At 74.7% G+C, this 17567-nt stretch carries 10 protein-coding genes; 6 read left to right on the top strand and 4 right to left on the bottom strand.

All coding sequences use genetic code 11. The annotated features are described in order from the left end of the window. Window positions 1–95: 95 nt before the first annotated feature. The 3 genes from prfB to AB0E62_RS05005 all read right to left on the bottom strand — a co-directional run bounded on the left by prfB (window position 96) and on the right by AB0E62_RS05005 (window position 4334). Window positions 96–1202, bottom strand: coding sequence for a peptide chain release factor 2 (gene prfB / locus AB0E62_RS05015; RefSeq protein ID WP_362188200.1), 1107 nt, complete (start codon window positions 1200–1202; stop codon window positions 96–98). A gap of 60 nt (window positions 1203–1262) precedes the next feature. Then, entirely contained in the window at window positions 1263–2489 is a 1227-nt protein-coding gene (locus tag AB0E62_RS05010; RefSeq protein WP_362188197.1) for a serine/threonine-protein kinase, read from the bottom strand. Window positions 2490–2600: 111 nt separating this feature from the next. Beyond that, window positions 2601–4334: a protein kinase gene (locus AB0E62_RS05005; RefSeq protein ID WP_362188194.1), complete on the bottom strand. Its 1734-nt coding sequence runs from the start codon at window positions 4332–4334 to the stop codon at window positions 2601–2603. 415 nt (window positions 4335–4749) lie between these two features. On the opposite strand from AB0E62_RS05005, the gene AB0E62_RS05000 reads away from it, so the two are divergent. From AB0E62_RS05000 to AB0E62_RS04975, 6 genes are all read left to right on the top strand, one after another. After that, the gene (locus AB0E62_RS05000; protein WP_362188191.1) at window positions 4750–8391 is read left to right on the top strand and encodes an FtsK/SpoIIIE domain-containing protein; all 3642 of its coding nucleotides are present in this window, start codon (window positions 4750–4752) and stop codon (window positions 8389–8391) included. A 178-nt stretch (window positions 8392–8569) separates the two neighbouring features. Further along, window positions 8570–9949, top strand: coding sequence for an ABC transporter substrate-binding protein (locus AB0E62_RS04995; RefSeq protein WP_362188188.1), 1380 nt, complete (start codon window positions 8570–8572; stop codon window positions 9947–9949). 7 nt (window positions 9950–9956) lie between these two features. After that, window positions 9957–11300, top strand: coding sequence for a sugar ABC transporter permease (locus AB0E62_RS04990; protein WP_362188185.1), 1344 nt, complete (start codon window positions 9957–9959; stop codon window positions 11298–11300). After that, a complete protein-coding gene (locus AB0E62_RS04985; protein WP_362188182.1) occupies window positions 11297–12205 on the top strand; it encodes a carbohydrate ABC transporter permease in 909 nt (302 codons plus the stop codon). The genes AB0E62_RS04990 and AB0E62_RS04985 overlap by 4 nt, the downstream gene beginning before the upstream one ends. Window positions 12206–12654: 449 nt before the next feature. Further along, entirely contained in the window at window positions 12655–14856 is a 2202-nt protein-coding gene (locus AB0E62_RS04980) for a CDP-glycerol glycerophosphotransferase family protein (RefSeq protein ID WP_362188179.1), read from the top strand. A 6-nt stretch (window positions 14857–14862) separates the two neighbouring features. Next, window positions 14863–17061 (top strand): CDP-glycerol glycerophosphotransferase family protein, encoded by a 2199-nt coding sequence (locus AB0E62_RS04975; RefSeq protein WP_362188176.1) that lies wholly within the window; start codon window positions 14863–14865, stop codon window positions 17059–17061. Between the two features lie 6 nt (window positions 17062–17067). On the opposite strand, the gene AB0E62_RS04970 is transcribed toward AB0E62_RS04975, so the two are convergent. Further along, entirely contained in the window at window positions 17068–17481 is a 414-nt protein-coding gene (locus tag AB0E62_RS04970) for an organic hydroperoxide resistance protein (RefSeq protein WP_362188173.1), read from the bottom strand. Between the last annotated feature and the right edge of the window lie 86 nt (window positions 17482–17567).

The following is a 17567-nucleotide window of genomic DNA, read 5'->3' as shown; positions in this document are numbered from 1 at the left end:
GCGTTTACGGGGAATTGAAGCGTGTGACTGTGATGTAAAACCCGGACAAAAGAACAACTGCCGCCCAGTGGACGGCAGTTGTCATGTCGACAAAGTTACTTCTCCTGCTGCTTGCGCCAGCGAATTCCGGCCTCCAGGAACCCGTCGATCTCGCCGTTGAACACGGCCTCCGGGTTGCCCACCTCGTGCTCGGTGCGCAGGTCCTTGACCATCTGGTAGGGGTGCAGCACGTAGGACCGCATCTGGTTGCCCCAGGAGTTGCCGCCGTCGCCCTTGAGGGCGTCCATCTTGGCCTGCTCCTCCTGCCGGCGCCGCTCCAGCAGCTTGGCCTGGAGGACGTTCATCGCGGTCGCCTTGTTCTGGATCTGCGACCGCTCGTTCTGGCAGGAGACCACGATGCCGGTGGGCAGGTGGGTGATGCGGACGGCGGAGTCGGTCGTGTTGACGCCCTGGCCGCCGGGGCCGGAGGAGCGGTAGACGTCGATGCGCAGCTCGGACTCGTCGATCTCGACGTGGTCGGACTGCTCGACGACCGGCAGCACCTCGACACCGGCGAAGGAGGTCTGGCGGCGGCCCTGGTTGTCGAAGGGCGAGATGCGCACCAGGCGGTGCGTGCCCTGCTCGACGGAGAGGGTGCCGTAGGCGTACGGCGAGTGCACGGCGAAGGTGGTCGACTTGATGCCGGCCTCTTCGGCGTACGACGTCTCGATCAGCTCCGTCTTGTAGCCGCGCTGTTCGGCCCAGCGCAGGTACATGCGCTGGAGCTTCTCGGCGAAGTCGGCGGCGTCGACGCCGCCGGCCTCGGCGCGGATGTTGACGAGCGCCTCGCGGGAGTCGTACTCGCCGGACAGGAGGGTGCGGACCTCCATCTCGTCCAGCGCCTTCTTCACGGAGACCAGCTCGGACTCGGCCTCGGCGCGGGTGTCCGGGTCGTTCTCCTCCTCGGCCATCTCGAAGAGGACCGCGAGGTCGTCGATCCGGCCGCGCAGCGCCTCCGCCTTCCGGACCTCGGCCTGGAGGTGGGAGAGCTTGCTGGTGATCTTCTGCGCCTCGTCCGGGTTGTCCCACAGGGACGGGGCCGCCGCCTGCTCCTCGAGCACGGCGATATCTGCCCTCATCTTGTCGAGGTCCAGGACGGCCTCGATCGACTCCATGGTCGAGGAGAGGGACTTCAGCTCTTCGGATACATCGACGACTGCCACGCCTTCCAGCGTAACGGCTGTGGCAAGCGTCCTCGGCCGGGCCGTGTCCGGGGCCGGGGCTCAGGGGGCCGACGTGCTGTGCGTGTCCTGGGGTGTCCGGTCCTCCCCGTCCGCGGAGGCGAACCACGCGCCGACGCCCACGGCGGCCGCGACCACCACCCCGGCCACGCCCAGGGTCACCCGGCGCCGCCGCACCGCGGCCCGGTGGCGGGCCGAGCCCGGCCGGGGGGCGCCGGCGGCCCGGGGCGCGCGGGCGGTGCCGTGGGCGCCGCCGGCCAGCTCGTCCGGCGCGGGCACCCGCATCGACGTGTGCGTGTCCCGGTTGGAGTCCGGCTTGGCACCGGGGACCAGGGACACCGCACCGCGCCGCCGTACCGGCTCGCCCTGCGCGACGGCCGCCGGCGCGGGCTCCTCGCCCTCCTCCTCGGCGGGGCCCGGCTCGTCCACCTCCAGCGGCGGCAGCCCGGCCAGCGTGGGCAGCTGCTCGCGCAGCCGCGCCGCCAGCTCCGAGGCGCGCAGCCGGGAGGCGGGGGCCTTGGCCAGGCACTGCACGAGCAGCTGCCACAGCTCCTCGGGGATGCCGGGCAGCGGTACGACGGTCTCGGTGACGTGCCGGCGCAGCACCGCGCCGGGGTGTCCGCCGCCGAAGGGCGTGAAGCCGGCCAGCAGCTCGTACAGCACCGTCGCCAGGGCGTAGATGTCCACGGCGGCGCGCGGCGGCAGGCCCTCCACGATCTCCGGGGCCAGGTAGTCCGGGGTGCCGATGATCTTCGTGGCGCGGGTGCGCCTGGGCGAGTCGATCAGTTTGGCGACGCCGAAGTCGGTGAGCAGCGCGGGGTGGGCGCCGCCCGGGCCGAGCGGGCCCCGCATGTCCAGCAGGATGTTCTCGGGCTTGACGTCCCGGTGGACGACCCCGGCCGCGTGGGCCGCGGCCAGCGCGTCGGCGACGTCGGCGGCGATCGCGACGGCCGCCTCGGGGGCGAGCCGCCGCTCCCGCTCCAGCCGGGTGCGCAGGTCGGTGCCGCGCACCAGGTCCATGACCAGGGCCAGGTCGTTGCCGTCGACCACCAGGTCGCGCACGGTGACGATGCGCGGGTGCTCCAGGCCGAGCAGCGCGGTGCGCTCCTGCACGAAGCGTCCGACGAGCTCCTGGTCGGAGGCGAGGTCCTCGCGCAGCAGCTTGATGGCGACGGGGCCGTCCGGTCCCTCGCCGAGCCACACCGTCCCGGCGCTCCCCCGCCCCAGGATCTGGTTCGCGGTGTACCGGCTGCCGATCTTCCGTGCCAAGACTGCTCCTACAGACGCGTGTTGTCGTCAAAAGTACGCGTCAGGCGAGCCAACCTCCTCAGTGGAGGCGGAAATCACCCGGGAGATGTCGACAAATCTCCAACCTGGCGGTCAGTTCCCGGAGGAGCCGCCCAGGTCCTCGATCCAGCCGCCCACCTTGCCGGCCCAGTCGGTCAGCTGGTCCCAGTAGCCCTTGCCGGTGCCGATCCAGTCCTGGAGCGGGGTCAGCTCCCAGATCAGCCAGCTGACGACGACCAGGATGACGATCGTGAACAGGCAGCCCTTCAGACAGCCGAGTCCGGGGATCTTCATCGGGTTGGCGCCGCGCTGCCGCGGCGCCCGGGGCTCGCGCGCGGGCCGCTGCGGCTCGGGCGGGGCGGGCGGCGCGTACCGCTGCGGCTGCTGGGGCTGCGGCGGCTGGGGCGTGGCGTACCGCTGGGGCTGCTGGGGCGGGTAGCCGTGGCCCGGGTCCTGCGGCGGACGCTGCCGGCCGCGCGGCTGGGGCTGCTGCGGGCGGGGCTGCGGGGCCGGGCGCGGCTGCTGCTGGGGCCGGGGGGCGACCTGCCGCTGGGGGCGGCGGCGCAGCGGGTCCTCTTCCGGGTCCAGGTACTGGATCTGCGTCTGGTCGTTGCGGTCGCGGGCGGCGCGCAGCTGTGTCTGCCAGGGGTGCGGCTGGTCGGGCTGCCCGCCGCCGTACTCCCCCTGCTGCCCCTGTTGCCCCTGCTGGTGCGGCGGGACGGGCGGCAGGACGGCCGTGGGGTCCGCCGCGCCCGTGTGCGGCAGGACGGCGGTGGGGTCGGCGGCGCCGGCCGGGCCGCCGGTGTGCGGCAGCACGCTGGTCGCGGCGTTCGGGTCGTACGCCCCCGGGGGCGCGTTCGCCGGCAGCACCTGGGTGGGGTCGGCGGCGCCCGGCGCGTCCGGGACGGCGGTCGGGGCCGGGTCCGGGGCGAGGAGCGCGCCGACGTCGTCGGCGGCGGCGATCTGCGCGGCGTTCGCGTGCACGCCGACGCCCTCGGCGACGACCCGCAGGGCCCGGGCGAGGTTCCCGGCGCCGGGCCGCTCGTCCGGGTTCTTGCGCAGGCAGCGCTCTATGACCGTCCACAGCGGGTCCGGGACGGTGGAGGGGCGGCGCGGCTCGGCGCTCAGGTGCTGGTGCAGCACCTCCAGGGCGGTGGACCCGGCGAACGGCGGACGGCCGGTGACCAGCTCGTACAGCAGGATGCCGGCGCCGTAGACGTCCACGGCGGAGGTCTGCGGGCGGCCCTCGGCGGACTCCGGGGCGATGTACGCGGGCGTGCCGACGAACTCGTGGGTACGGGTCAGGCCCGGGGAGTCGGCGAGGCGGGCGATGCCGAAGTCGGTCAGCATCGGGTGCATCTCGCCGCCGTGCTGCATGAGCAGGACGTTGGCGGGCTTCAGGTCGCGGTGGACGACCCCGTCGGCGTGGCTCGCGGCGAGGGCGTCGGCGATCTGCGCGGTCAGCAGGGACGCGGCGACCGGGGTGAGGGGTCCGTTCTCGCGCAGGTAGCGGTGCAGGTCGGGGCCGTCGACCAGGTCCATGACCAGGGCCAGCAGATCGCCCTCGACGACCAGGTCGCGGACCCGGACGATGTTCGGGTGGGTGAGCCGGAGCAGCACGGAACGCTCGCGCAGGAAGCGCATCACGATGTCCGGGTCGCTCGCCAGCTCCTCCTTGAGGACCTTGATCGCGACCGTCTCTCCCGGCTGCCCGGGCACGGCGGCCTCCGCGCCCGCCGTCTCGCGCTGGCGGGCACGCCAGACAGTGCCTGTGGCGCCGCGTCCGAGCGGCTCCTCAAGCAGGTACTTGCTGCCGACTGGCCGCACGTCACGCGCTCCCTGCTGGTTGCTGTCGCTTGCTCTCCGGTCCCGGTGTCCCGGTGTTCCGCCCCACTGTAGTGCCGTGCTACGGGGCACCACCCACGCGTTCCCGGGCATCCTCGGGGCGCCCGGGGCGGGGTCCGACGGAAAGACGCGGGTCGCGGCCCGCCGGTTGCCCGGGGCCGGACGTGACCGATCTCAACTGATCGCCGGCGGGGTCCGGGTCCGGCACTTTTGGGGGCAGAGCCGACCAATCAAGATCACTTGTCATCGGGTTCCGGGCGCGTTGCCGACGGCAGGTGCGAGGATGCCTCCAGCAGTCCGCCGGGACGGTTCCGGCGGCCGCTGGCCGACGTGCTCGTGTGGGGTGGGGGGAAGTCCGCGCCCGCGCAGACCCGCGCAGAAGGGACCGCTGACGCCGATGCAGATCCGGCTGACCGTCGTAGACCCGCTCGGTCCGCCCCCGCACCGGGGCGCCGCCGTGTGCCGCGACGTGCTGGTCACGGCGCCCGTGGGCACGGAGCTGGGCGCGGTGGCGTCGGCGCTGGCCGGGGCGGTCGCGGGCGAGGGCGGCACGGGGCGGGAGGCCGGCGCGTCCGTGGTGCTCTACGCGGGCGAGGAACGGCTCGACCCGCGCCGGTCGACACTCGGCGAACCACCCCTGGTCGACGGCGCCGTGCTGTCCCTGGGCGGGCCGGCGGCGCCCGAACCGCGGCCCGGGCTGGACGACGCCCCGGCGCAGCTGCACGTGGTGGCGGGACCGGACGCGGGCGGGGTGCATCTGCTGCACGGCGGGCGGATCACCGTGGGCCGCTCCGCCGACGCGGACGTCCCGCTGGACGATCCCGATGTCTCCCGGCTGCACTGCGCGGTCACCGTCGGCGCGGACGGCCGGGTCTCGGTCGCCGACCTCGGCTCCACGAACGGCACGTCCCTGGACGGCACCCGGGTCACCGACCGGCCGGTACGGGTCCCCGCGGGGGGCCTGCTGCGGATCGGCGAGTCCGCCCTGCGGGTGACTCCGCCGGACGGGGCGGCGATACGGGTGCGGGCGGTGCCGGACGGCGAGGGCCGCGTACGGGTCGCCGTGGGCGGCGACGCACCCGGGACGGCTCCGGGTGCGCGGGCCGGTTCGGCCCCGGACGTCCCGCCGGCGCGGGAGGCGGCACCGGGCGCGCTCGCGGGGGGTACCGGTGCGGGCGTGACGCATGACGCGGGGGGTCCCGACGGCTATGGGGGCGCGGGGGCGTCCCCGGCGGGGGACGGCGGCCGGGGTTTCGCCCCCTCCGGGGAGGCCCAGCACGGCTACGGCTCCTACGACCCCGCGGCACGGGGCGCCGGCGGCGCGGCCCGGGAGCACCGGCGCGGGCAGTCCCCGGTGGTGCCGGGGCAGGCCGGGGCGCCGAGGGCGGAGCGCGGGAGCGCGGGCTCCGGCGTGCCGGGCACGGTGTCCGGCGGCGCCACCCACGCGGGACGCTCCGGGATCGCCGGCGGACCCGGCGGGGCGGCGTACGCCGGGGGAGCCGGCGGCGAGGACCCGCGTCCGAGCGGGCGCAAGGGCACCCCGGTCAGGGGCACGGAGCTGCCCGGAGGCAGCCTTTCCGGACCCGCCGACGTGACGTACACGGAGTACGGCGACCACCCCGGGTACGCCGGCGCGCCGTACGGCGCCCAGCCCGCCCGGACCGACGCGCTCCACGGCACCCCCGCGGCGCCGGGCGGCGCCCCCGCCCGCCCGGCCGGTGCCCGGCGGCGCGGCTTCGGTGCCTGGGCCCGGCGGCTGACCGGCGGGCGGGGGGAACAGGCGGGCACCGCCGTGCCGTACGACGGCTCCCCCGGGGCCGCCGCCGACGGGGACCCGGCCGCCGGTGCCGTACCGCGCCCGGACACCTGGCCGGATCCGGCGGCGCTGCTGCTGACGGCGCTGGGTCCCGGGCCCCGCCTGTGGGAGCGCGGGCCGGGCCATCCGGAGGCGCTGACCGTGCGCCTCGGCACGGCCGACCGGAGCGCGCCGGACGGCTCGGGGCTCCTGCCCTCCGTACCCGTGACCGCCGCGCTGCGCGAGGCCGGCGCGCTGGGCCTGGCCGGTCCGCGCCCCCGGCTGTCCGGGCTGGCCCGCGCGGTGCTGGCCCAGCTCGCCGCGCTGCACTGCCCCGACCTGCTGGAGATCGTGCTGATCAGCGCGGACCACGCCCGGCCGGTGGCGGAGCGCACGGCCGAGTGGGCCTGGCTGGGCTGGCTCCCGCACGTGCGGCCGGGCCACGGCCAGGACTGCCGCCTGCTGCTGGCCTACGACCGCGAGCAGGCCGCGGCCCGTACCGAGGAACTGCTGCGCCGGGTGGAGGACCGGGCCGCAGCGGCCGGGGTGCTGCCCGGACCGGCCGGGACGGTGACCCACGGAACAGGGACCGGCCCGGCCGGGATGGCCGTACCCGGACCGGGCGCCCCCGCCACCGCCCCCCTCCCCCGACCCGCCGCCACCGCCTCCCTCCCCGGCCCCGCCGTCACCGGCGGCCACCACGGGCCGTTCACCGTCGTCGTCGTGGACGGGGACCCCGGGGGCTCCGCCCTGCGGGACGCCCTCGCGCGGCTGGCCGCGGCCGGGCCGCGGGCCGGGATCCACCTGGTGTGCCTCGCCGAGACCGAGCCCGCCTCGCCCCTCTCCCCGGTGGCCCGGACGTACGAGACCGCCTGCGCGGTGACGCCCGTCTTCCGGCACTGCGGTGCCGTCGCGCTGCTCAGCGGGGACGTCGCCACCGGGCTGCAACTGCTGCGGGTCGGGCCGGGCGGCCCGGTCGGCCCCGGCACGCACGGCACCGTGGACGCCGTCTCCGCCGCCTGGGCGCAGCGGTTCGCGCGGGCGCTGGCCCCGCTGCGCCCGGACGGCCCGGACGCCGAGCCGCAGGCGCGCCTGGCCGTGCCGCTGCCCCGGTCGGCCCGGCTGCTGGACGAGCTGGGGCTGGCCCGGGCCACCCCGGCGTCGCTGATGGCGCGCTGGGCGGACGCGGCGGACGACACCGAGTCCCCGGGCGGCCGGGCCCGGGCGGTGCTCGGCGCCGGGCCGCGCGGACCGGTCACCGCCGATCTCGTGGCGGACGGGCCGCACCTGCTCGTCGAGGGCCCGGCCGGCAGCGGCCGTACCGAGCTGCTGCGGACCGTGGTCGCCTCGCTGGCCGCCGCCGAGCGGCCGGACCGGCTGGCCATGGTGCTGCTCGACGGCCGGGACGGCGTGGGCACGGGCGCCGGGCGCGGCGAGGGCCTGCGCGTGTGCACGGACATCCCGCACGTGACCACCCACCTGATCGCGGGCGACCCCGTGCGCATGCGGGAGTTCGCCCAGTCGCTGAGCGCGGAGCTGAAGCGCCGGGCGGAGCTGCTGGGCCGCACGGACTTCGCCCGGTGGCACGCGGGGCGGGAGGTGTCCGGCCGGATGGTGGCCCAGCGCGCCTATGCCCCGCATCCCGCCTCCGGGGACATAGAGGCGCCGCCCAGCTCCACGATCCGGCTGCGGCCGGGTGCGGCGGCCCGCCGGCGCGCCGCGGCCACGCCGCCGTTGCCCCGGCTGGTGGTGGTCGTGGACGACCTGGACGCCCTGGTCTCCCCCGCGCTCGGCTCGCCGGGCCGGCCCGCCGCCGGCTCGGTGGTACGGGCGCTGGAGGCGGTGGCCCGGGACGGCGACCGGCTCGGCGTGCACCTGGTCGCGGCGGCCGGGGCCGACGGCCGTACGGCCCAGTCGGAGCCGGCCCGCCGGGCGGCCCTGCGGGTCGTGCTGGAGGCGCCGCAGCCGGGGCCGGACCAGCCGGCGCCGGGGCGGGGGCGGCTGACGTGCGCGGACGGGTCGGCCGTGGGCTTCCAGGGCGGCCGGGTGACCGGGCGGATCCCGCGCACCGCGACCCAGCGGCCCACGGTGGTGCCGCTGGACTGGCAGCGGATGGGCGATCCGCCGGCCCGCCGGCCGGTGCGGGAGCTGGGCAACGGCCCGACCGACCTGGCCCTGCTGGCGAGCGCGGTGGAGCGGGCGGCCCGCGAGGTCGCGGCGGCCGAGGTCCCGTCCCTGCTCTAGGCCTTCTTCCCCGCGAACTCCCCCGCATACGTGCCCGGTTACGAGCCGATCACGATACGCCGGTCCGGCCCCCGGGTGCTCTTGCCCGTGCGGAGCGGCCCGGCGTACACCGGACCGCACGGGACAGAGTTCTTACGTTCAACGCGCGTTCAACGAGGAACGAACGAACGGGGAAGTGATGCACAGCAAGAGCAGCACATTCCGGCCCCACCGGGCCGTCACCGCACTCGCCGCCCTGCTCGCGGGGGCCCTCGCGCTCTCCGCCTGCTCCAGCAGTGACGGCGACAAGGAGGGCACCGGGGACAGGACCGGGGCGAGCACGGGTGCCACCGTCAGCCTGCCGAAGCTGGACGGCGCCAAGCTGGAGGTGGCCGCCGTCTGGACCGGCGGCGAGCAGGCCAACTTCAAGAAGGTCCTCGCCGAGTTCGAGAAGCGCACCGGCGCGTCGGTCACCTTCGTGCCCGCGCAGGACCCGATCATCAACTTCCTCGGTTCGAAGATCGCGGGCGGCCAGCCGCCGGACGTCGCGCTGCTGCCGCAGCCCGGCGCCATCAAGCAGGCCGTGCAGAAGGGCTGGGCCAAGCCGCTGGGCGCTCAGGCGCTCAAGGAGCTGTCGGAGAACTACTCCCAGGGCTGGCAGGACATCGGCAAGGTCGACGGCAAGCAGTACGGCGTCTACTACAAGGCCGCCAACAAGTCGCTGATCTGGTACAACACCCAGGTCTTCGAGGGCGCGGGCGCGAAGGAGCCGAAGACCTGGCAGGAGCTGCTGACCGCCTCGCAGGCGGTGTACGACTCCGGGGTCACGCCGTTCTCGGTGGCCGGCGCGGACGGCTGGCCGCTGACCGACTGGTTCGAGAACATCTATCTGTCCCAGGCGGGTCCGGAGAAGTACGACCAGCTGGCCCAGCACAAGATCAAGTGGACCGATCCCTCGGTGAAGCGGGCCCTGACCACCCTCGCCCAGCTGTGGGGGAAGAAGGACTATCTGGCGGGCGGTCAGAAGGGCGCGCTGCAGACGGAGTTCCCGCAGTCGGTCACCCAGACCTTCACCGGCGGCGACCAGCCCAAGTCGGCGATGGTGTACGAGGGTGACTTCGTGCAGGTGAACATCGGCGAGACCAAGGCGAAGGTGGGCACGGACGCGAAGGTGTTCCCCTTCCCCGCGGTCGGCGACAGCGCGCCGGTGGTCTCCGGCGGTGACGCGGCGGTGGTCCTGAAGGACTCCAAGGCGGCGCAGGCCCTGGTCACCTTCCTCGCCTCCCCGGACGCGGCCACAATCCAGGCGAAGCTGGGCGGTTACCTCTCCCCGAACAAGAACGTGCCGTCCTCGGCGTACCCGAACGCGGTGCAGCGGAAGATCGCCGAGGCGCTGGTCGCGGCCGGTGACGACTTCCGCTTCGACATGTCCGACCAGGCCCCGCAGGCCTTCGGCGGCACGCCCGGCAAGGGCGAGTGGAAGGACCTCCAGGACTTCCTGAGGAACCCGCGGGACGTCGCGGGCGCCCAGGCGAAGCTGGAGCGGGACGCGGCGGCGGCGTACGGGAACGGGGGCTGATCCGGACATGGCGTCGGCAGCGGCGGCCGGGGCCGCACCGGGCCCCGCCGCGCCTCGCGGTCGCAAGAGCGTGACCGGCACCCGCAGGACCGTGGCAGCGCTGTTCCTGCTGCCCGCGCTGGTGCTGCTCGGCGCGCTCGTGGTCTACCCGATCGGGTACTCGGTCGTCCGCAGTTTCTCGGGCAACTCCGGCGGCGGCTTCGTCGGCTTCGACAACTACGAGACGCTGTTCACCGACGACGGCATCCGCACCGCCCTGAAGAACAACGTCCTGTGGGTGGTGTTCGCGCCGACGGTCGCCACCGCGCTGGGCCTGGTCTTCGCGGTGCTCACCGAACGGGTGCGCTGGGGAACGGCGTTCAAACTGGTCGTCTTCATGCCGATGGCGATCTCGATGCTGGCCGCCGGGATCATCTTCCGGCTGGTGTACGACCAGGACCCGGACAAGGGGGTCGCCAACGCGGTCTGGGTGGGCGTGCACGACACGTTCGCGCAGTCCTCGGCGTTCCCCAAGGCGCACCCGGGGCGCCGGTCGCCGCTCGTGGCGGACGGCGGGGGCTTCGTCACCGAGGAGGCCGTGCGCGCCGGGCAGCCGGTCGCGCTGCCGCTGGTCGGCGTGGCCCCCGACCAGTTGCCGGACGGGGTGCAAAAGGCCGTCGCCGCGAAGCCGGAGCCGGGCAGGGTCACCGGGACCGCCTGGCAGGACTTCACCCGCGGCAAGGGCGTCGGAAGGCTCGGGGCACCCGATCCGAGCGAGGTGGGGTACGCCGGGATGCGGATCGAGGCGGTGAAGGACGGCAAGGTGGTGGCCTCCGCCACGGCGTCCGGCGACGGCACGTTCACCCTGCCCGCCGCCGCGGACGGGGCCCGGCTGCGGCTGCCGGCGGACAACTTCCGGGAGCCGTACAACGGGGTCTCCTGGCTCGGCCCGGCGCTCGTCACCCCGGCGATCATCGGGGCGTACGTGTGGATGTGGGCGGGTTTCGCGATGGTGCTGATCGCGGCCGGACTCGCGGGCGTGCCCCGGGAACTGCTGGAGGCCGCGCGGGTGGACGGCGCCTCCGAGTGGCAGGTGTTCCGCAAGGTCACCGTGCCGCTGCTGGCGCCGGTGCTGGCGGTCGTCGTCGTCACGCTGATGATCAACGTGCTGAAGGTGTTCGACCTGGTGTTCATCATCGCGCCCGGCTCCTCCCAGGACGACGCGAACGTGCTGGCACTGGAGCTGTACCGCAAGGGCTTCTCGGAGGGCCGGCCGGGGGTCGCGAGCGCCATCTCGGTGTTCCTCCTGCTGCTGGTGATCCCGGTGATGCTGTTCAACATCCGCAGGCTGCGGCGGGAGGTACGGCGATGACGGTGACCGCCTCGGGCGTCCGGAAGGCCGAGCCGGTCCGGGCGGCCCCCGTCCGGCCGTCGGCCGGCTCCCGGATCGTGGAGAAGCTGGGCGGCGGACTGGTCCGCGTGGTGCTGATCGTCGTGGGCCTGTTCTGGCTGGTGCCGACCATCGGCCTGCTCGTCTCCTCGCTGCGCTCGCCGCAGGACATGAGCGCGAGCGGCTGGTGGACGGTGTTCACCGAGCCGTCCCGGCTCACCGTGGACAGCTACGAGAAGCTGCTGGAGAACTCCGACATCACCGACTCCCTGGTGAACACCGTGCTGATCACGGTCCCGGCGACCCTCCTGGTCGTGGTGATCGGGGCGCTGGCCGGGTACGCGTTCGCGTGGATGGAGTTCCCGGGCCGGGACTGGTGGTTCCTGGGCGTGGTGAGCCTGCTGGTGGTGCCCGTGCAGGTGGCGCTGATCCCGATCGCCGAACTGTTCGGGAAGATCGGGCTGTTCGGGTCGATCCTCGGGGTCATCCTGTTCCACACCGGGTTCGGACTGCCGTTCGCGGTGTTCCTGCTGCGGAACTTCTTCGCGGAGATCCCGCGCGAGCTGCTGGAGGCGGCCCGGCTGGACGGCGCCGGCGAACTCAGGCTGTTCGCCCGGGTGGTGATGCCGCTGGGCGGTCCGGCGATCGCGAGCCTCGGCATCTTCCAGTTCCTGTGGGTGTGGAACGACATGCTGGTCGCGCTGGTGTTCACCAAGTCGGGCACCCAGCCGATCACGGTCGCCCTCCAGACGCAGGTACGGCAGTTCGGCAACAACATCGACGTACTGGCGCCCGGTGCGTTCCTCTCCATGGTGATCCCGCTGGCCGTGTTCTTCGCGTTCCAGCGGCAGTTCGTGACCGGGGTGATGGCGGGCGCGGTGAAGTAGCCGTACACACGCGTCACTCCAGGGGGCGGGCCCGTCGCGGCCCGCCCCCTTCGCGTCGGCCGGATGTCGCCCGAATGCCGTACCCGCCGTAACCGATTCACCCCTTCGGCCGTTCCCGGACCACCACGCCCGCGCCGAGCGACCCCTGGATGTGCCGTGCCCCGGTTCCGTCTCCTCGTCCCCGCGTACCCGGACCGGGCGTCCGCGTCCACGCCCGGGGAGCGTGTGCCCGCGCCACCGGCCCGCGCGTTCGCCCCGGCGCGCAGGGAGCCGGACACCGTGCCGCGACCCGCCGGTCTTCTCCCCGTCACCGGGAGCCGCTGAACGCCGTTGTTCCTCCCGGGAGTTCCCATGCCCCTCGGCTCGACGCGGCCCGCCCCGGGCCGGCCGTCCACGCGGCGTCCGGCGGGACGGCCCGGCCGCGTCCGCACGACGACAGAGAGAACAGAATGCCCCGCTTCAGCATCATCGTCCCGTCCCATGGGGTCGCCGGACGGCTGTCCCAGGCGCTGGACTCGGTCCTCGGCCAGTCCTTCGGCGACCTCCAGCTGATCCCGGTCTGCGACGCCCCCGACGCCCCGGCGGCCGAGGTCGCCGCCGGGTACGCCGGGCGGGACTCCCGGGTGACCGTCGTCCACTCACCGCCGTCCGATGGGCTGAGCGGGGCCCGCAACGCCGGGATGCGGGCGGCCACCGGCACGTACCTGCTCTTTTTGGACGGCGACGACCTGCTGCTGCCGGGGGCGCTGGCGGCGGCGGACGCCCGGCTGTCCGAGGTCGCCGGGGTGGACGTGCTGTACTGCGAGCACGAGCGCGCCCCCTGGTGGGAGGGCGAGCCGGCGGTCCCGGCCGGGCTGCTGCCGGAGAAGGCCCCGCGCGGCGCCTTCGCCCCCGCCGAGCTGCCCGGGCTGACCGGCGTCCCGTTGCCCGCGTGGAGCGCCGTGTACCGCAGGGCGTTCCTCACCGAGCGGGAACTGGTCTTCCCCGACGGGCACTTCACCGACCTCGGCTGGGGCGGGCTGGTGACCGTCGCCGCCGGGCGGATCGCGGTGCTGCGCCGGGCCGTCGTACGGCACCGGCCGCGCCGTCAGGGCAGCCGGCTCCGGCGGCCCGGTCCGCACCAGCACACCCTGCTGGACCAGGCGGAGCGGGTGCTGACCCGGGCGGCCGGGGCGGGGCTGCCGGCCGAGCGGACCGGGCCGCTGTTCGACCAGGTGTTCGCGGTGGTGCTGAGGACGGCGTCCCGGCCGGAGCTGCTGCCCTCGGGACACCGGGCGTTCTTCCGCCGCGCGGCCCGGCTCTACCGGCTCCACCGGCCGGCCGGCCACCGGGTGCCGGACGGCCGCCTCGGTGTGCAGCACCGGCTGCTGGCGGCGGGTGCGTACGGCGCGTTCCGCGCGCTGCGCGGCGCCCGCCGGGCGGCCGGCGGCGCCGCCCGGCGGCTGCCGCGCCCGCGCACGGCCCGCACCCGGCTGCGCTACGCCCGCGACCTGCGCCGCCCGATCGATCCGGACCTCGCCGTGTACTGCGCCTACTGGGGCCGCGGTTACGCCTGCAACCCGGCCGCGATCCACGCCAAGGCCCGGGAACTGGCCCCGCACCTCCGCTCGGTGTTCCTGGTGGAGGCCGGCCAGGAGCACACCCTGCCGGACGGCGTCGAGTACGCGGTGCTCGGTTCGCGCCGCTCCTGGGAGGTGCTGGCCCGGGCCGCGTACCTGATCAACAACGCGAACTTCGCCGAGGGCGTGGTCAAACGGCCGGGAAGCGTGCACCTGCAGACCCAGCACGGCACGCCGCTGAAGACCATGGGTGTGGACCAGTCGGTGTACCCGGTGGTGGCGGCGCGGTCCGGCAGCTTCACCAGGCTGCTGGGCCGGGTCGACCGCTGGGACTTCAACCTGTCGTCCAACCGCCACTCCACCCAGATGTGGGAACGCGCCTTCCCGGGCTCCTACGAACAGCTGGAGTACGGCTATCCGCGCAACGACGTGTACTACACGGCGACCGCCCGCGACGTAGCCCGGATCCGCCGTGAGCTGGGCGTCCCGGAGGGCCGGACGGCCGTGCTGTACGCGCCGACCCACCGCGACCACCACACCGGCTTCGAGCCCGGCCTGGACCTGGAGGCGTTCTGCCGGGCGGCCGGGGAGGATGTCGTCGTGCTGCTGCGCGCCCACTACTTCTACGACCGGGGCGGCTCGCACGGCTCGGACCGGATCATCGACGTCACCGCGCACCGCTCGGCGGAGGACGTGTGCCTGGCGGCGGACGCCCTGGTCACCGACTACTCGTCCATCATGTTCGACTACGCCAACCTGGACCGGCCGATCGTGGTCTACGCCGACGACTGGGAGGTGTACCGGGAGACCCGGGGCGTCTACTTCGACCTGATGGCCGAGCCGCCGGGCCTGGTCGCCCGGACGCCCGGGGAGCTGGCCGCCGTGTTCCGCGACGGCTCGTACGCCGGCCCCCGGGCCCGGGAGCTGCGGGCCGCGTTCCGGGAGCGGTTCTGCGAGTTCGACGACGGGCGGGCCGCCGAGCGGGTCGTCCGCCGGGTGCTGCTCGGCGAGCCGCCTCAGGCGCTGCCGCCGGTGCTCCCGCTCGCGGAGCGCGTCCCCGCCCCCGCCGCCGCGACCCTCGTGAGGAGCTGACCCGCCGTGCCCCGCTTCAGTGTGATCGTGCCCTGCTACAAGGTGCAGGGCTTCCTGCGCGAGTGCCTGGACTCGGTGCTCGGCCAGTCCTTCGAGGACTTCGAGCTGATCGCCGTGGACGACCGCTCCCCGGACGGCTGCGGCGCGATCCTCGACGAGTACGCGGGCCGGGACCCGCGCGTGAAGGTGCTGCACCTGCCGGAGAACGTGGGCCTGGGCATGGCCCGCAACGCCGGGCTCCCGCACGCCACCGGCGACTACCTGCTCTTCCTGGACAGCGACGACACCCTCACCCCGGGCGCGCTGCGGGCGGTGGCCGACCGGCTGGCGGAGACCGCCGACCCGGACGTGCTGGTCTTCGACTACGCGCGCACCTACTGGTGGGGCGGCACCCGGCGCAACGTCCTCGCGCACCTCCTGGCCGAGGAGCAGGTGTTCACGGCCGCGGAGTACCCGGGGATCCTGGACCTGCTGATGGTGGTCTGGAACAAGGCCTACCGCCGGGACTTCGTCACGGAGCACGGGTTCGTCTTCCCGCCGGGCTACTACGAGGACACCCCCTGGACGTTCCCGGTCATGCTCAGCGCCCGCCGGATCGCCGCCCTGGACCGGATCTGCCTGCACTACCGGCAGCGCCGGCAGGGCAACATCCTGTCCACCACCAGCCGCAAGCACTTCGACATCCACGACCAGTACGAGCGGGTCTTCGCGTTCGTGGCCGGGCGGCCGGAACTGGCGTCCTGGCGGCCGTACCTGCACCGCAAGATGGGCGAGCACTGCCTGGACATCCTGGCCAAGCCGGACCGGCTGCCGCCCGCCGACAAGGCCGAGTTCTTCCGGCGGACGGCTCGGATGTTCCGCGCCCACCGGCCCGAGGGCGTCCGGGTGGACGGCGAGGTCGCCGTGCTCACCGGTTCCTGGACCGGGTACCGGCTGCGGCGGCAGGCGGGGCGGGCCGGGCGGGAGGCGGCCCGGCGGGCGGGCCGGGCCCGCCGGGCCGCCGCCGCGCGGGCCGGCGGCGCCTGGGCCGCGCTGCACGCCCGCCGCCCGCTGGACGAGGGCCTCGTGGTGTACTCGGCGTCCTCGCACCGGGGCCTGCTGGGCGATCCGGCGGCGGTCTACCACGCGGCCCGCGAGATCGCGCCGCGGCTGCGCGGGGTGTGGGTGGTGCGGGACGAGGAGACGGCGGCGGGGCTGCCGGACGGCGTGGAGCACGTGGTCGTGGGCTCGCGGCGCTATCTGGAGGTCACCGCGCGGGCGAAGTTCTTCGTCAACGACGTGAACTGGCCCGGCACCCTGGCCAAGCGGCCCGGCAGTGTGCACATCCACACCCATCAGGGCACCCCGCTGAAGTACGTGGGCGCCGATCTGCGGGACAAGCCGGGTGCCCGGCTGGGCTTCGACGTGCCGCAGATGCTGCGCCGGGCCGACCGCTGGGACTACAGCCTGGTGGCCAGCCGCCACGCCGAGCTGGTGTGGGAGCGGGCCTACCCGTGCCACTTCACCTCGGTGCGCACCGGCAGCCCGCGCAACGACGTGCTGGTGCGCGGCGGACCCGGCGGCTTCCGGGAGCGGCACGGCATCCCGGCGGACCACACGGTGGTGCTGTACGCGCCGACCCGCCGGGACTACCGCCGCGGCGGGTACGTGGACCGGCTCGACCTGGCCCGGTTCGCGGCCGGTCTCGGCGAGGGGCACACGCTCGTGGTCCGGCTGCACCCGTCGCTGGCGCACGGGCCCGCCCGGGGCATGGGCCTCGCGGAGCTGGCCCGGCGCCGGATCGTGGTCGACGCGACCGACGAACCGCACCTGACGGACGTCCTGCTGGCGGCGGACGCGCTGGTCACCGACTACTCGTCGGTGATGTTCGACTACGCCGTCCTGGACCGGCCGATCGTCGTGTACGCCGACGACTGGCCCGCGTTCACCGCGAGCCGGGGCACCTATCTGGACATCACCGCCGAGCCGCCGGGCCGGGTCGCCCGCACCTACGGGGAGCTGGCCCGGCTGTTCGACTCCGGTGACTGGCGGGACGAGGAGTCGGCGCGGTCGCGTGCCGCGTTCCGGGGCCGGTTCTGCGAGTTCGAGGACGGGCGGGCCGCCGAGCGGGTGGTGCGGACCCTGCTGCTGGGCGAACCGATGCCCGCCCCGGCGTCCCGGATCCCGGGCCAGTCCGGTTCCCGGGACGCGCTGTCGCCGGCGTAGCGGCCGCTACTCGATGACGAGGTCGACGTCGATGTTGCCGCGGGTGGCGTTGGAGTAGGGGCAGACCTGGTGGGCGGTCTCGACCAGCTTGCGGCCGGTCGCCCCGTCCACCGTGTCGGGCAGTTCGACGCGCAGGGTGACCTTCAGCCCGAAGCCCTCGCCCTGCTTGCCTATGCCCACCTCGGCGGTCACCGCGGCGTCGCTGACGTCGACCTTCGCCTGGCGGCCGACCAGGCCGAGGGCGCTGCCGAAGCAGGCGGCGTACCCGGCGGCGAACAGCTGCTCGGGGTTGCTGCCCTGTCCGTCGCCGCCCAGTTCGACCGGCATGGCCAGGGCGAGGTCGATCCGGCCGTCGGAGGAGACGGCACGGCCCTCGCGGCCGTGGGTCGCGGTGGCGACGGCGGTGTAGAGCGCGTCCATGGAAGACCATCCCTCTCGGATGCGGGGTGCGTTGACGCCACAAGTAGAGCACACAATTAAATTGTGCACAATCAAATGCCTCGCAA

Origin of the sequence: Streptomyces sp. NPDC038707 (assembly GCF_040636485.1) — a bacterium.
GTDB lineage: Bacteria > Actinomycetota > Actinomycetes > Streptomycetales > Streptomycetaceae > Streptomyces.
The sequence above is the reverse complement of the archived record's forward strand: the minus strand, read 5'-3'. Positions and strand labels throughout refer to the sequence as shown.

What these genes read in the sequence shown, in the direction of transcription:
- AB0E62_RS04995 (WP_362188188.1), top strand. Translation starts at nt 8,570, where the DNA reads ATGCACAGCAAGAGCAGCACATTCCGGCCCCACCGGGCCGTCACCGCA.
- AB0E62_RS04990 (WP_362188185.1), top strand. Translation starts at nt 9,957, where the DNA reads ATGGCGTCGGCAGCGGCGGCCGGGGCCGCACCGGGCCCCGCCGCGCCT.
- AB0E62_RS04980 (WP_362188179.1), top strand. Translation starts at nt 12,655, where the DNA reads ATGCCCCGCTTCAGCATCATCGTCCCGTCCCATGGGGTCGCCGGACGG.
- AB0E62_RS05000 (WP_362188191.1), top strand. Translation starts at nt 4,750, where the DNA reads ATGCAGATCCGGCTGACCGTCGTAGACCCGCTCGGTCCGCCCCCGCAC.
- AB0E62_RS04985 (WP_362188182.1), top strand. Translation starts at nt 11,297, where the DNA reads ATGACGGTGACCGCCTCGGGCGTCCGGAAGGCCGAGCCGGTCCGGGCG.
- AB0E62_RS04970 (WP_362188173.1), bottom strand. Translation starts at nt 17,481, where the DNA reads ATGGACGCGCTCTACACCGCCGTCGCCACCGCGACCCACGGCCGCGAG.